Origin of the sequence: Pseudoalteromonas sp. DL-6, from assembly GCF_004328665.1 — a bacterium.
Lineage (GTDB): Bacteria > Pseudomonadota > Gammaproteobacteria > Enterobacterales > Alteromonadaceae > Pseudoalteromonas.
The window spans coordinates 661,282-675,765 of record NZ_CP019770.1; the positions used below are offsets into that span (position 1 = coordinate 661,282).

The 14,484-nt window shown below is 38.7% G+C and carries 10 protein-coding genes and 5 tRNA genes; 8 read left to right on the top strand and 7 right to left on the bottom strand.

The window, feature by feature from the left end; all coding sequences use genetic code 11:
• Window positions 1–67: 67 nt before the first annotated feature.
• Both B1F84_RS03050 and folE2 read right to left on the bottom strand, forming a co-directional pair.
• Window positions 68–664 carry a DUF2726 domain-containing protein gene (locus B1F84_RS03050; RefSeq protein ID WP_008110447.1) on the bottom strand — a complete coding sequence of 199 codons (597 nt, stop codon included), beginning with the start codon at window positions 662–664 and terminating at the stop codon, window positions 68–70.
• 93 nt (window positions 665–757) lie between these two features.
• Entirely contained in the window at window positions 758–1,681 is a 924-nt protein-coding gene (gene folE2, locus B1F84_RS03055) for a GTP cyclohydrolase FolE2 (RefSeq protein ID WP_008110446.1), read from the bottom strand.
• A gap of 212 nt (window positions 1,682–1,893) precedes the next feature.
• Here folE2 and arcB point away from each other — a divergent pair, with 212 nt between their 5' ends.
• Window positions 1,894–4,212 carry an aerobic respiration two-component sensor histidine kinase ArcB gene (gene arcB, locus B1F84_RS03060; protein ID WP_131690544.1) on the top strand — a complete coding sequence of 773 codons (2,319 nt, stop codon included), beginning with the start codon at window positions 1,894–1,896 and terminating at the stop codon, window positions 4,210–4,212.
• A 7-nt stretch (window positions 4,213–4,219) separates the two neighbouring features.
• Here the strand turns inward: arcB and arcA are convergent, their stop codons facing one another.
• The 4 genes from arcA to trmB all read right to left on the bottom strand — a co-directional run bounded on the left by arcA (window position 4,220) and on the right by trmB (window position 8,973).
• On the bottom strand, window positions 4,220–4,936 hold the full coding sequence (gene arcA, locus B1F84_RS03065; protein ID WP_008110444.1) for a two-component system response regulator ArcA: 717 nt from the start codon (window positions 4,934–4,936) through the stop codon (window positions 4,220–4,222).
• 460 nt (window positions 4,937–5,396) lie between these two features.
• Window positions 5,397–7,001 carry an ATP-binding protein gene (locus B1F84_RS03070; protein ID WP_131690545.1) on the bottom strand — a complete coding sequence of 535 codons (1,605 nt, stop codon included), beginning with the start codon at window positions 6,999–7,001 and terminating at the stop codon, window positions 5,397–5,399.
• Window positions 7,002–7,185: 184 nt separating this feature from the next.
• On the bottom strand, window positions 7,186–8,211 hold the full coding sequence (locus B1F84_RS03075; RefSeq protein WP_131690546.1) for a methyltransferase: 1,026 nt from the start codon (window positions 8,209–8,211) through the stop codon (window positions 7,186–7,188).
• Between the two features lie 36 nt (window positions 8,212–8,247).
• Window positions 8,248–8,973: a tRNA (guanosine(46)-N7)-methyltransferase TrmB gene (trmB, locus tag B1F84_RS03080; protein ID WP_076919300.1), complete on the bottom strand. Its 726-nt coding sequence runs from the start codon at window positions 8,971–8,973 to the stop codon at window positions 8,248–8,250.
• Window positions 8,974–9,122: 149 nt separating this feature from the next.
• Here trmB and mutY point away from each other — a divergent pair, with 149 nt between their 5' ends.
• Both mutY and B1F84_RS03090 read left to right on the top strand, forming a co-directional pair.
• Window positions 9,123–10,184, top strand: coding sequence for an A/G-specific adenine glycosylase (mutY, locus tag B1F84_RS03085; protein ID WP_008110440.1), 1,062 nt, complete (start codon window positions 9,123–9,125; stop codon window positions 10,182–10,184).
• Window positions 10,185–10,216: 32 nt separating this feature from the next.
• On the top strand, window positions 10,217–10,489 hold the full coding sequence (locus B1F84_RS03090; RefSeq protein WP_008110439.1) for an oxidative damage protection protein: 273 nt from the start codon (window positions 10,217–10,219) through the stop codon (window positions 10,487–10,489).
• 90 nt (window positions 10,490–10,579) lie between these two features.
• On the opposite strand, the gene B1F84_RS03095 is transcribed toward B1F84_RS03090, so the two are convergent.
• Complete coding sequence (locus B1F84_RS03095) at window positions 10,580–13,363, bottom strand: ATP-binding protein (protein ID WP_131690547.1); 2,784 nt, start codon at window positions 13,361–13,363, stop codon at window positions 10,580–10,582.
• Between the two features lie 307 nt (window positions 13,364–13,670).
• On the opposite strand from B1F84_RS03095, the gene B1F84_RS03100 reads away from it, so the two are divergent.
• The 5 genes from B1F84_RS03100 to B1F84_RS03120 all read left to right on the top strand — a co-directional run bounded on the left by B1F84_RS03100 (window position 13,671) and on the right by B1F84_RS03120 (window position 14,262).
• Window positions 13,671–13,746 (top strand) — tRNA-Phe (locus tag B1F84_RS03100).
• Window positions 13,747–13,806: 60 nt separating this feature from the next.
• Window positions 13,807–13,882: transfer RNA gene (locus tag B1F84_RS03105), tRNA-Thr, on the top strand.
• A gap of 51 nt (window positions 13,883–13,933) precedes the next feature.
• Window positions 13,934–14,009: transfer RNA gene (locus B1F84_RS03110), tRNA-Phe, on the top strand.
• 60 nt (window positions 14,010–14,069) lie between these two features.
• Window positions 14,070–14,145: transfer RNA gene (locus tag B1F84_RS03115), tRNA-Thr, on the top strand.
• A gap of 41 nt (window positions 14,146–14,186) precedes the next feature.
• Window positions 14,187–14,262, top strand: a tRNA-Phe gene (locus B1F84_RS03120).
• The last annotated feature ends 222 nt before the right edge of the window (window positions 14,263–14,484 follow it).

The window sequence follows — 14,484 nt, forward strand, 5'->3', positions numbered from 1 at the left end:
GCTATAAAAAACAAAAAAGCGAGCCATTTAAAATGCTCGCTTTAATAGATTGCTTGTAATTCGATAGTTATATTTCAGCAAGGGCAGTGGAATGTGCTTTTGCTTGAGAAGGTGATAATACTGCTGGCTTATGTACTCTTGCGCGAGTCGGGCGTGCAGGTTGTGATTTAGCAGGCTTGCCTAATTTAAACATAATAGCATCGCGAACTTCACTTGGGCGGTAACCTGACTTCACTTTCATACGAATATGCGGAATGCCAGCTGCTTCTAATGCACCATTAACAAACCAATCACGTTGTGCTTTGTGGCCATCTTTGTTGGCGTTGTTGACTAAGTCAACCGCGGCCACTATGGTCATTTTTTCTTTGTCTACTAGCACAAAATCGAGCTGTTTATTTTTTGCTTTAGCCATTGCCGCACGTTTAGATTTAACAGACAGACCTTGTTTACAGTCAATCACATCGATTAGTTTAACGCGACTAACAATTTTATATTGGTCGCCAACAGCACGCTCTAATAAGCCCAGAAACGCCCCTTCTACTTGGGTAAATACACTTTGTTTACGAGTAAAAGGATAAGGGTTTCCGCCATCATCATTAAATTTTGACGCAACCACTGATGCCCCAACAACCAGCACTAATATTAATAATAAAGCGAATTCCATACGGTAACTCCATAACAACAAATTGACACTGCTTTTCTAAAGCAAGTTATGTGCCCAAATAGTTGTTATGGCTATTTTAGTTACCGTTGTTATTTAAAGTGCTGTGTATCCGCCCTCGATACCTTTTACTGCAATCGCAACTGCATCATGGGCATGCAAAGACTCATAGTGATTAATTTGTAAAAAGTAGTCGCTATACTGTTTTGCTTCTAAGGTGGTTTTAATCTTTCGTGCTGCATCTTCACAAAACATCAGGTTTTGACCATTTAAGCGAGCAAACTCTTGTTCGTCTTCACGCTTTACCGCGGCTTGTACTGGTGTTTTAAGCTCATCTTCTAGTAGATTGATTAAGTTAACCACATCAAACTGTTCAATATTATTCGCTAGTTTAACTTTAACATTGGCAATAGAGCGCTGTGAATGCGGGGTCGCGACAATCCCTTGAGTTGTTCCAAGCCACTCTAAAACCTCAGATTGAGTTAGTGTTTCTTGAGCAAACTTTTCGCTAAACGCATTTTGGATCAGTTGGCGAGCAAGGGCTGCAGAGCAGGGACAGGTTGATGAGTAAGTAACATCAACACTGAGTTCAAAACTAATGACACCTTGATTTATGGTACTAGTAAGTACAATAGGGTAGCTTTTCCAGCCCGCTTTACCGCTGAGCAATGATTTGCGGCGCAGTGGTAATTCAAACTTAAATTCGATTTGTGCTTTATCGCTCAAGCCTTCATGGCTGGTGATAAAGGTATCTAATGCTTGTGCTAAGGTGTGTGGGTTGACCTGTTGCTCAGTTGAGAGGTGATCAAGTGCTAAAAACAGACGCGACATGTGGATGCCTTTAGCATCCTCTTGGTGTAAGTTAACAAAAGCGCGTGCTTTTGCATTAACGGTAACTGGAGCTAAATCAAGAGATTCAAAAATAAAAGGCAGCTCTATATCGGCCATACCTACCCAGTCTAATTTACCTGTTTGTAATGCGGCAGCCGTGTTAGCAATATCTGGCATAGTCGTTTGCATGATACGTTACTCGTTATTTGCAATATTTAAGACGCCGCATATTACACTAAATAAAGATTTGCTGAAATGCAGCAAATAACAGCAAACATGAAATTTTATTGTTTTTGTCGCACAACATGAAAATAGCTGATAGAAAATGCTAAAATTAGCCTTTAATCATACTTACTTATAAAAACTAAGCATTTAGCTTTAGCTAAGAGAAAAACTGATATATGACTGATTCTTCTTTGAACCCGTGGGTTCGAGTTCTTTCCAGTTCAATAACTCGTTTTGGTGAGTTTAAAACTGCAGCTATTTGCTATGCATTATTACTGACGGTATCGCTGGTTTTATCGAGTATGTTTTACTATGTTGCCATAGGGGAAGTGAACTTAGTTGATATACTCGCTGTGGTATTTTTTACCTCAGTTGTTTCTCCTTTGGTGATTAGCGTACTGCTTAACTCTATTCGGCAACTTGATGCCTCTTATGCCTATTTAGATAGTGCCACAAAACAAGAAAAGCTTTTAAATCAAACCCTCAAAGACAATATTAATCGTTTAAACATTGAAATTGACGAACGTAAAATGGCCTTTCACGCCAAGCATAGAGCAATAGAAGAGCTCAGACGTGAAATTGCAGAGCGTAAAAAAACGCAACAAGAGCTCGCCCAACAAGGCATGTTACTGCGCTCAATTGTCGACTCCTCGCCAGATTTATTTTATTACCGCGATAACAACGGGGTATTTGCTGGTTGTAATAAAATGTTTGAAGAGGTGATGGGCAAAACCAGTGGCGAATTAATTGGTAAAGCCGCAGAAGAAATATTTCCAAGTCACTTTTTATCTGAAGTACTCAGAACCGATGAGCAGGTTGAACGGACTCATCAAGGTTTAACTATTGATGTAGAGTATTCTGTAAATGGTGAGATAAGATGGTTTGAACTCAGAAAACTTCCCTTTATCAATGAGCAGGGCGATTACATAGGTTTACTCGCTTTTGGTCGTGATATTACCAGTCGTAAAGAAGCCGCGCAGGCACTGGAGACTGCTTATAAAGACAAAGGGAAATTTATTGCCACATTAAGCCATGAGCTGCGTACTCCGCTCAATGGTATCGTCGGTTTAACCAGAATGCTATTGGATACTGAGCTTAATAAACAGCAGCGTAGTTGGTGTAATACGGTATTTTCAAGCGCCGAAACGCTGGGTAACATATTTAACGATATTATAGATTTAGATAAAATTGACCGTGAGCAACTCGATATTGCCGCTAACGAAATTAATGTGTCTGACTTTATCAATGATGTGGTTAACTTTGCAGGCCTTATTGCTGAGCAAAAAGAGCTTTCCTTTGAAGTGAAGCGTTCGGGCATGCTTGATATATACGCCTTACTTGACCCCACACGTTTACGCCAAGTGGTGTGGAACTTAATTAACAATGCGGTTAAATTTACCCAGCAGGGCAGTGTCACCTTAGATTGCGGTAGAGAAAACCGCGAAGATGGCCCATGGCTTATTATAAAAATACTTGATACCGGTGAAGGGATCCCGCAAGAACAACTTACCCGTATTTTTGATATGTATTATAAAGCGCCTGATCTTAAAGGGACTAATGCAATTGGATCGGGTATTGGCTTAGCTGTAACAAAAGCGTTAGTAAGTGCTATGAAAGGCATTATAACTGTTAATAGCACCCCCGGAGAAGGGAGCTGCTTTACCGTACAAATTCCGCTGAATTTATGTAGTGCACCTACCGAGCATAGTTATGTGGGACGTAGCTTATATATTTTATTAGTGGAAGATGTACCACTTAATGCTGAAATCGCAACTAACCTATTAGAACAGCGTGGGCATGAAGTGTTGTGGGCTGAAACGGGTGAAGATGCTTTATCGTTTGTAGAGACCGAAGATGATCTTGATTTAGTATTGCTTGATATGCAGCTTCCAGATATTAATGGTGATGAAGTAGCAAGGCAAATACGCGCACAAAGCCATTTTGATCAGCTACCTATTGTGGCACTTACCGCCAATGTTCGCAGTGCTGAAGAAGAGCTTGAGGGAATTTCTATTCAAGGAGCGTTAGCTAAACCAATAAACACCAGTAAGTTAGATAATATGCTCGCTGAACTCTTTGGTATTAAACAAGCGCAAACCGAGGCTCCTCAACGAGTAGTTAATCAAGAGTTGTTAAAACAAATAAATACTGACTTGTTAGATGTTGAAACCATTGAAGACTTTGTAAATTCGATGGGCGTTGAAGTATTTAAACGCAGTAGTCAGCTGTTTGCAAAGCTAAATCCGCAGTATCAACAAGAGCTATTAGCGTCATTAAAAGCAGCAGACAGAGAAGAATACAAATCCGTTGCGCATAAGTTAAAAGGTGCCGCAGGTTCGGTCGGTCTGAATGATGTGCAGTTGCATGCCAAGCAAATGGAGCATGGTGCGCTGGAGCAAAGTGATGAAGTATTAACAGTTTGGCTTGATGAATTAGCAGACAAAATAAATGAAGGACAACAGGCCCTTCATTTATTTTTACAACAATTAGAATAAAAACTAATTAGCTGTCGATTTTACCAATGAAGCGGTAACCTTCACCATGAATGGTGCTGATTAACTCAGACGTTGAGTTGTCGCTTTCAAAGTGTTTACGGATACGACGAATAGTAACATCAACTGTACGGTCGTTAGCGCGAAGCTCACGGCCAGTCATGTGCTTAATTAGCTGCTCACGACTAAATATACGACCTGGAGAGTCAAGCATTAAACGCAGTGCTCTGTATTCGCCTTTAGGTAGACGCTTTGCGTCTCCGTTTGGAGAAGTAAGGCAACGACTGTTTTCGTCAAGTTCCCAACCGTTAAAGGTGATCACGCCATTGGTTTCAATAGCTGATTCTTCACCACCTAATGCAGTACGCGTAATTAGGTTACGTGCACGAATAGTTAATTCACGTGGGTTGAAAGGCTTAGTAATATAGTCATCAGCACCAATTTCAAGACCTAAAATACGGTCTACATCGTTGTCACGGCCTGTTAAGAAAATAAGACCAACTTTGCGCTTTTGGCGTAATTCGCGAGCTAAAATAAGCCCGTTTTTACCTGGCAGGTTGATGTCCATAACTACAAGATTGACGTCATCGTTATTTGTAAGCTTATCATGCATATCATCGCCATCAATGGCTTCAATAACTTTGTAACCTTCAGCTTCAAATAAACTAACGAGGTTTAGTCTAGTTACGTCTTCATCCTCTACGATCAGAATGACTGGCGTTTGCATCTTTAATTAACCTTTTTGGAGTGTGTTTTATTTATAAAATCGGCGTGATCATCAGAGCCGACTACTAGAATTATAGGATTATATCTAAATGTTAACAAGTAAAAACAAGTTAGATAAAAACAGCTGCGCGCCCAAACCTACTTTGACGTATTATTAAAAACCGCGGCTTAATTGATACTTAACGTTGAATGTATAATTTGAATTATAGAGTCGAAGCCATTTCTCTTTAATAATTGATACATCCATCAACCACCTAAAGATACTAAAAATAATCAGACTAATTCAAAACGGAATTATATCACTTTCCAACTTTTCATCAATGTATGTGATATGTTAAACGCAATTAAGTTCATTAATTGTTCAAAAATACAACGTTTATGGTACAACTGTTTAGTAGGCTATGTCTTAGTATGGTCATAAAGTCTTAATTCAAGGGGATGCAAAGGATTTATTTTGTTTTTTAAAAGAGTGTAATAATAAATCGGGCACCCTGCTGATACTCAGTATCTAGCACAATTTCTCCAGCCAAGGCTTGAGTCACTAAATTGTAAACCAAATGCATTCCTAAACCACTGGCTCCTTGACCGCGTTTTGAAGTAACAAATGGGTCAAATATTTTTGCTCGTATATTACTCTCAACACCCAGACCATTATCGGAGTAGGTGATTTGTGTTTTTGTTTTCGTTGCCACAATATCAATCTGCACTTCGTTGTCACCGCCAGCTACAAACCCGTGAAGTAGTGAGTTTAAAATAAGCTGATGGAATACTTGCTGCAGTGGCCCTTTTTTACTTTCAACGGTTAAATCTGGGGGGCAATTGATAAGAACTTTAGGGTTTTTAATTTTTAGCTCCTGCCCCATAGACAGTAGCGTATCGTTTATGAGTTGTTGTAAATTAACAGTACTGGTTATTTCATCGTCTTTGATCACCGCAACTTTTTTAAAGTTAGAAATGAGCTCTGCAACGCGGTTTAAGCTGCTATATATTAAGTCTAAGTTTTCGATACCATCGTTAGTAAATTGCTCGAATTGACTCGCTGTTAATGATTTATTATGAAAATTAACCTGTAGCTCTGCGAGTTTATCTCGCAGTAAAGTAGAGCCTGTAATACCAAGTCCAATTGGTGTATTTACCTCATGGGCAACCCCTGCCACCATTTGCCCCAATGAAGCCATTTTTTTATTTTCAACAATTTGAGTTTGGTATTGGTGCATTTTTTCCAGAGTAGTTAACAGCTCTTTATTAGCCTCTCTGAGTGCAATAGTGCGTTGGCTTACTTTCTCTTCAAGATTTGAGTTTAGCTGCTTAATTTCTTGTTTATCTTCTTCATGGCGCTCTATTTGCCTTTGCGTACGTGCAAGCATTACATTTAAGCTGTTAGACAGTCGGGTTATTTCAGTTAAGTTCGTCAAAGGCGCACGTGCATAGTAGTTATGATCTTTAGCTATGTTTTGTAGCAATAAGCTTAAGCTTTCAATCGGGCTGGCAATTCTTTTTTGTAGTCTTAAAATAATCAAAGAAATAAAGATGAGTATTAAAGCCATAATAACGATATCGATTACAATTTTTTTTGTTATTAGCTCATTTAAGTTATCTAAGCTGCCTCTAATATACACATAGCCTAGCAGCTGTTCATTATTGAGTATTGGGGTAATGTACTCAATATACTCATCACTAACCTGTGGTGCAGCAAAGTCATCAATATTGTCTGTTTTAATGGGCACTGGTGGTGATTTTCGCGCATTAAAACTGGTAAAGAACACCGGTTTATTGGTTTGCTCATCTAAAGTATATATATGTAAATTTGTGACGGATGATACTTGTTGAAGCAGCTTCAAACGTCTTTCTTCTGCAGGCCTATTTTTATTTAGTAATGAGGGCATCGCGTCGAATGCAATGATCTCTGATACCAAGACAAGTTTGCTAATGAGCTGCTTTTTTTGCTCTTGCGCACTTAAATAGGTAGAAATTGAAAGCGATAATAACAAACAGATAGCTGTTATAAGCATGATGGTTTTAAACAATATGCTACGAATGCTATTTTGCTCTACAGTTTTGGGCATTGCGAGAAGGTCATCCGTGTCAATTGTGAATCTAATAGGTAGTAGTTTAGCAAAAACAGAAAAAAGTGAAGTAAAAAGATTAGCTTAATTACACTTTTTATTTTTAGCTAATCTACTGATGAAACATAAATATGTGGCTAATACAGCCCATATTTATGTTTTGACAGGATATTAATAACTTATTTTAGCTACTGTATACGGCAAACTTGTTGTTTTTGAACACTGTGTGGTAGCTATCAAATTGATTTTCTAAAATAGGTGGGTATTTTAGAAAGCTATTTGCCACTATGGTCAGTTTGCCTACCTTAGTTAAATGTTGCTTTGCATGCGTTAAAAAAGATTCAGCAACGCTGTAGTCAGTTGCAATCCCGGTATGAAATGGCGGGTTGCTAATAATTAAATCAAACTTGCCAGTAATACTATTTAAACCATCACTGAGTATGGCTTCACCGTTTACATTATTTAGCTTCAGCGTTTGCGTTGTTGCATAGGCCGCAAGCGCACTTACGTCACTACAAATAAATGTCAGTGCTGGAGTTTTTAGCCCTAAAAAAGTAGCAATAAGTCCCGCGCCACAACCAAAATCAAGTACTTTCCCGTGTTTTAAGTTAGGAGCATTCTCTAGTAGCATTTTCGTTCCAGCATCTAGCGCACCATGGTTAAACACACCAGGAATACTGACTGCTGTAAACTCAATATCGCTCACACATACCGTAAACTCTTTATGGTAAGTGCTAATATCAAACGCGCTATTAAGAGTAAGTTCGGAAAATGAATATAAAACACAGTGTTTTGCTGAGTCTATTTTATTACTAAACTCAGCCTTACCAGCGAGTTGCTTTTCAATTGACTTAACACCGCTCTTGTTTTCGCCAACGACTAGTAGCTCTGCATCTTTGCTTATCACAGCACGTATGTTGTCTAACGCCATTAACAGCTCAGGTTTAGATTTAGGGTAATAAAGTATCACCAAATCATAATCGCCCGCATCAATAGTATGATTAACGGTTACATCAATACCTGATATGTTCTTTGCAAATTCACCATTAGCGTGGTTATAACTAAAAGCGGTTATTTTACTTTGTGGGTTGAGCGTTTTAAGCTCATTTAAAAAGCCATCTTGAACAAAGTTGACCACCAATATTGATTTACCCTTCAACTCTTCACTGTTGCGAAGTAATAGTAGGCTCGGATTGGTTAATACGCTCATAAATGGCTTTACCTTACTTGATTATTTAATTAACGGTTACTTAGTTCGTTCGAACATTAAATCCCATACGCCATGGCCTAAACGGTGACCACGCTGTTCAAATTTAGTCAATGGACGTAGCTCAGGACGAGGAACATAGTCGTTAGTCTCTGATTGGTTTTTGTAACCAGGGGCTGCTTGCATCACTTCTAACATATGCTCTGCGTAGTTTTCCCAATCGGTTGCCATGTGAAATACGCCGCCGATTTTTAATTTAGAACGCAGTTTTTCAGCAAACTCAGTTTGTACTATGCGACGCTTATGATGGCGCTTTTTATGCCATGGATCTGGAAAGAATAACTGTAAAGTTGATAAGCTTTCATCGCTTATGCAATCAGCAAGAACTTCTACTGCATCGTGTTCAAATACACGAAGATTAGTAACGCCAGCTTCATCAGCATCCATTAAACATGCGCCAACGCCTGGGCGATGAACTTCTATGCCAATAAAGTTAAGATGTGGTGCATTTTTTGCCATTTCAACCAGTGACTTGCCCATACCAAAACCAATTTCTAGCACTACATCATTGTTGTTGCCAAAAACTTCGCTTAAATCAAGTAGGCCGTTCTTGTGTTCAAGCCCCATTGTTGGCCAGCACTTTTCGATTGCAGCAGCTTGACCTTTGGTTAATCGGCCTTCGCGTTTTACAAAACTGCGAATAGTGCGGATATATTTACCTTCTTGCTTAGCTTGCTCAAGGTTGTTGTTACTTGATTCACTCATATTATTGGCCTGACAAAACAATGTGTTTAAAAATGGTTGCGTATTATCCCTGACCGGCGCTAGGTTGACAAGCACTAGGGCGTTATAGCTTGATCTTTTCAGTCACTCCAATAGACTGAGCCGCCATTAAGCATTAGTAAAAAAGAAATATGTTGGATTTAAAAAAACAGCAGTCAGCTTGGTTTTCTAACCAAGTAGTTGATTGGTATCATCTTTATGGGCGCAAAACGTTACCATGGCAATTAGCTAAAACGCCTTATAAAGTTTGGGTATCTGAGGTGATGTTACAGCAAACTCAGGTTGTTACTGTTATTCCTTATTTTGAAAAGTTTATGCAAAGCTTTCCCGATATTATTGCTTTAGCCAATGCTGATGAAGATCAGGTTCTGCATCATTGGACAGGTTTAGGTTATTACGCTCGTGCACGCAATTTGCATAAAACGGCTAAAATAGTTCGGGATAAGTACCAAGGCCAGTTTCCTAGCTCGCTTGAAGAAGTAATGGATTTACCCGGAATAGGGCGCTCTACTGCCGGTGCTGTTTTATCATTATCTTTGGGGCAGCATCACCCTATTCTTGATGGCAATGTTAAAAGAGTGCTTGCTCGTTTTTTTATGGTCGAAGGTTGGTATGGGGTCAAAAAGGTAGAAAATCAGCTTTGGCATTTAAGCGAACAACTCACGCCTAAAAATAATGTGACCGAGTTTAACCAAGCCATGATGGATTTGGGTGCAAGCTTGTGTTCGCGCAGTCGTTTTGATTGTGAGGCGTGCCCATTAAATAGCCGCTGTGGTGCGTTTAACGCTGGTAAAGTTAAGGAATTTCCTCACTCTAAGCCTAAAAAAGTAGTGCCTAAAAAAAGCTGCCACCAGTTAATTATTAAACATAACGACAAAGTGCTTATGGAAAAACGCCCAAACAGCGGTATTTGGGGCGGATTATTTGGATTTTTTGAATTTAATGAGTACAGCGAGCTTGAAACTTTTTTAGCACAACAAGGGCTTGAAAGTGATCTTGATGAAGTAGTACCTTTTACTCATGTATTTTCACATTTTGAGCTTACGATTAACCCACATGTACTGAATATTGAGAAAGCCCCTGATGTAGTCAACGACAAGCAGCTGGTGTGGTATCCACTCGATCAATCAATAGAAGTAGGGTTAGCGGCACCGACTAAAAAGTTGGTTAAACAAATGAGCCCAATAGGTTAAACTATTGGCATTTAGCGTTTAGGGGAACAATCATGGCACGTACAGTATTTTGTCAAAAGTTACAAAAAGAGGCCGAAGGGCTTGGTTTTCAGTTATACCCTGGTGAACTTGGTGAGAAAATTTTTAATAATATTTCTAAAGAAGCCTGGGGGCAATGGCAGCATAAGCAAACGATGCTGATCAACGAAAAGCATTTAAACATGATGGATCCAGAGCATCGTACTTTTTTAGAAGAGCAAATGGTTGGCTTTTTATTCGAAGGTAAAGAGGTTGAGATTGAAGGCTATAAGCCAGTAGAAAAATAAATTAACCTCTGCTTATGTAAAATTAATAAAAAAGGGCTATTAGCCCTTTTTTATTGTCATAATAACGCTCTCAGAAACATACGATCTTAGCTAAACAAGTTCGTCCTGTTCCTCATTATTTCTAATTTGTTCTTTTAAGAACTGTGCTGCTTTTGAGTATTCAATTTCGAGCTCATCTCTCATTTCAATTAACTCATCTGCACTTACCTCATCGCTCTTACACTTCTCTTCAAATGACTGCGCTAAATCAGCAACAATGTTAGCTCCTACTGTTTTTGATATAGATTTTAATTGATGACAAGCTGCTACAACATCCGCCTGATTGCTTTGTAATACTGCAAAGTTAATCACTTTAATTTGTTCTTGGCTTTGTTCTAAATACATTTTAAAAAAGCGGATTATTTTAGCGTCATCACCATTTATATACTTATTTGCCGATTCCATATCAATAGGTATAACTGGCTTTTCAGCCGAACTAACTTTTTTCGGTTGTTTGCTGTATAAGTCACTCCATTGTTTTAATGTGTCTTCTAGTGCATTTAGCTCAATAGGTTTAGTGATAAAGTCGTTAATACCCACTGCTAAACATCGCTCTCTCTCGCCTTTTAGCGCATTGGCAGTGACAGCAATAATATATGGTTGTGCGTCAATTGATTCCAGTAATGAAGCTTCTTCTCTAATTTTTTCAACCATGTCGTAGCCAGACATTTTTGGCATATGTAAATCGGTTAAAATGAGCGAGTAGCTATTTTTACGCCACATATCTAGACCTTCTTCACCGTTATTAGCCACTTCTACACTGTACCCTAGTATATGTAACTGTTCGGTGAGTACCTCTTGGTTCAATAGGTTATCTTCAACCAATAATACCAGTCTATTTGCGGCCAGCGCTTCTTCAGAACTTAGGTAGTGGTTCATAGTTTTAGCTTTTTTAATTTGCTTAGGTTTATGTAAGCCGGCAGCTACCAAAATTGAAAGCATAAAGTTAGATTTACACAATGGGGAAGCATTAATATAGAAAATATTTTTATGATTAATTACCGCTTCATCTAATTTACTTAACACCACCATTTGCTGGTTATTATCTTCTAATGAGTAGAGTAAGCTTCTTAGTAGGGTACTGATACTACTCATGTCATCAATACCATCGACAACCCAAATAATATCCTTGGTATCTTGATGCGTTTCTATATCTTGCTGCTCGTGAGCGTAAGTTATTTTAGCGCCCATAAATGACAAGTAACGATAAATGACTTTGCCACGTTCAGCGTTGCTACTAACAACAATGACATGTTTGCCATTGAGAGTGTTTTTGTGGGCAAATTCAGTTTTACCTGCGGTGGAAAAAGGTAACTCGACAGTAAACTCACTCCCAATACCTTCATGGCTAGTTACATGAATACTTCCAAGCATTAGCTCAGTTAAGCTTTTACAAATTGAAAGACCAAGCCCTGTTCCACCAAACTCTCGCGTAATAGAGCTTTCCGCTTGAGTGAATGGGTTAAAGATTTTTCTCAATTGAGATTGGCTCATTCCTTTACCGTTATCACTCACGCAAAAGCGCAATGTAAAGTGATCGGCGGTGTTATGTGCTACTTCTACTGATATTCTTACTTTACCCTGCGTTGTACCATTGGTGCTGGTAAACTTAATGGCATTACTACATAAATTATATAGTACTTGGCGCACTCTGACGGAGTCACCTTTAAGGTTGTTGGGGATGTCGGGGGCAATTGATAAATCGAGTTCTAGGTGGCGATTTTTAGCAACCGACGATAACACCTTAGCAACCTCTTCTAGCGTATCGGCAACGGAAAACGGAACTGGATCTATATTGAGCTTTCCAGCCTCAATTTTAGAAAAATCTAAAATATCATCTAAAATACTTAATAACGAAAATGCTGATTCACGAATAATAGTACTTAAACGTTGTTGTGCGCCATCGAGTTCTGTTTGGCGTAGTAAATCAATAGTACCAATAACACCATTCATAGGTGTTCTTATTTCGTGGCTCATGGTGGCTAAAAAGGTGGTTTTAGTTTCACTGGCTTTTAACGCTTTTTGGGTTTGTTTTTCTAATTCAAAGGTTCTGCTTTGTACTTCTGTTTCAAGGCTTGTTTGAAGCTTTTTTAATTCTTTTTGTGCAGCTTGGTCGTCAGCTTGAACCATGCTTACTTTTTTCAGTAATAAATTAATTTGTTGAGCTACAGTTTCTAATCCCCCTTCAAGCTGCTCATTAAGGGTGCTTTGATAATTATCATTTTGTGTAATTGCTTTGAGTTCTTGAGTGAGAGAGTCTGTGTTTTTATGTAATCGCTTATTAATGTACTTATTAAACACTATGGCTAATAAAAACAGCGCTATTAGAGCTACAATACCGGTAAAAAAGGCATTCATTAGTGAACTTTGGGGCGAAGGTAAAGTTAAAGGTTGTTTGTGCTCAATAATAAGTTCAGCAATGATCTGCCCATCCACTGAAATAACATGATGCAGTATGCCTTGTTGTTTAATGTGCTTATTAATGGCTAAAGGTGCAATTGAATTATTATTATTGCTATAAATTAGCTCTGCTTGATTGTTGGCATTAAAACGGTGCAGAGTATATTTAAAATCATTGTTGAGTAAGCTTGCAATGTCAAAAAGTGGTTTGGCCTTGTCTTGTCCGTATAATGTTAGTGCTTCTACAATGGGCTGCTCAAGACTTTCAGCAAGTTTAGTGACCGCGATGGTGGAGGCTGAGGAAAGTTCATTGTTCTTAGCATTGCTTTGTGAGTAAAGCGAATAGGCGACTATAGATAATGTGGTTATTATAAGGTTACTAACTAAAAATAAAGGTAGTAGGCCTTTTATTGCTGAAGAGAACTTACTCTGCATGAGTTTTCCTATCGTGGTAATATTAAAACGGTAAGCCCGTACCGAAAGTTGTGAACTAATCGTAACACCTAAAAAAAATAATTCACTACGTTTTTTAAACTCTTTTGTTGAATAAATGCACGGTGTTAACGAAAACTGTGGTTAGTTGTTTGAAAACCGTTCAAACGGTTATAAAGAATAAAAAAAAAGTTGACTTGTAAGGGCAAAACTCGTTTAATACGCCGCACGCCCAGATAGCCAAGTCAGTAGAGTTTGGTGGGAATTGCATTAAAAATCTGTTTGGGTTTTTAATCAGCACTGTATAAGTGCCTCGATAGCTCAGTTGGTAGAGCAGAGGATTGAAAATCCTCGTGTCCCTGGTTCGATTCCGGGTCGAGGCACCATTTACAAAGAAGTTATCAATCTTTAAAATTGATAAAGTGCCTTAGCACACAGTTTAGTGTGCCGACTTAGCTCAGCTGGTAGAGCAACTGACTTGTAATCAGTAGGTCAACCGTTCGACTCGGTTAGTCGGCACCATTTTATTTTAGTTGAATGTTTACAATAACGTTAAACTAGCACTGTTTAAGTGCCTCGATAGCTCAGTTGGTAGAGCAGAGGATTGAAAATCCTCGTGTCCCTGGTTCGATTCCGGGTCGAGGCACCATTTACAAAGAAGTTATCAATCTTTAAAATTGATGAAGTGCCTTAGCACACAGTTTAGTGTGCCGACTTAGCTCAGCTGGTAGAGCAACTGACTTGTAATCAGTAGGTCAACCGTTCGACTCGGTTAGTCGGCACCATTTATTTAAATAGTTAGTTTAACTATTTGCACTGTTTAAGTGCCTCGATAGCTCAGTTGGTAGAGCAGAGGATTGAAAATCCTCGTGTCCCTGGTTCGATTCCGGGTCGAGGCACCATTTATACAAAGCCTCGCATATGCGGGGCTTTTTTGTTTCTATTCTAAATTTGGCTCAGCATCAAACTACCTTCCATCTCAAAATATATTTATAATTTTATTCCGCTTTAGCTGGTGTAATGCCAACAGTAAATCCTGCCGTCTTTTCTATATTCACTTTTTAAGAGTTTAAATTAACTTTTTGATTAAAAGTTGGCTTGCTGATTTTTTTGTGATCATTGTG

Bases quoted from the DNA above. Each gene is read 5' to 3' on its own strand.
- folE2 (WP_008110446.1), bottom strand. From the start codon at position 1,681: ATGCAAACGACTATGCCAGATATTGCTAACACGGCTGCCGCATTACAA.
- arcA (WP_008110444.1), bottom strand. From the start codon at position 4,936: ATGCAAACGCCAGTCATTCTGATCGTAGAGGATGAAGACGTAACTAGA.
- B1F84_RS03070 (WP_131690545.1), bottom strand. From the start codon at position 7,001: ATGCCCAAAACTGTAGAGCAAAATAGCATTCGTAGCATATTGTTTAAA.
- mutY (WP_008110440.1), top strand. From the start codon at position 9,123: ATGTTGGATTTAAAAAAACAGCAGTCAGCTTGGTTTTCTAACCAAGTA.
- trmB (WP_076919300.1), bottom strand. From the start codon at position 8,973: ATGAGTGAATCAAGTAACAACAACCTTGAGCAAGCTAAGCAAGAAGGT.
- arcB (WP_131690544.1), top strand. From the start codon at position 1,894: ATGACTGATTCTTCTTTGAACCCGTGGGTTCGAGTTCTTTCCAGTTCA.
- B1F84_RS03090 (WP_008110439.1), top strand. From the start codon at position 10,217: ATGGCACGTACAGTATTTTGTCAAAAGTTACAAAAAGAGGCCGAAGGG.
- B1F84_RS03095 (WP_131690547.1), bottom strand. From the start codon at position 13,363: ATGCAGAGTAAGTTCTCTTCAGCAATAAAAGGCCTACTACCTTTATTT.
- B1F84_RS03075 (WP_131690546.1), bottom strand. From the start codon at position 8,211: ATGAGCGTATTAACCAATCCGAGCCTACTATTACTTCGCAACAGTGAA.
- B1F84_RS03050 (WP_008110447.1), bottom strand. From the start codon at position 664: ATGGAATTCGCTTTATTATTAATATTAGTGCTGGTTGTTGGGGCATCA.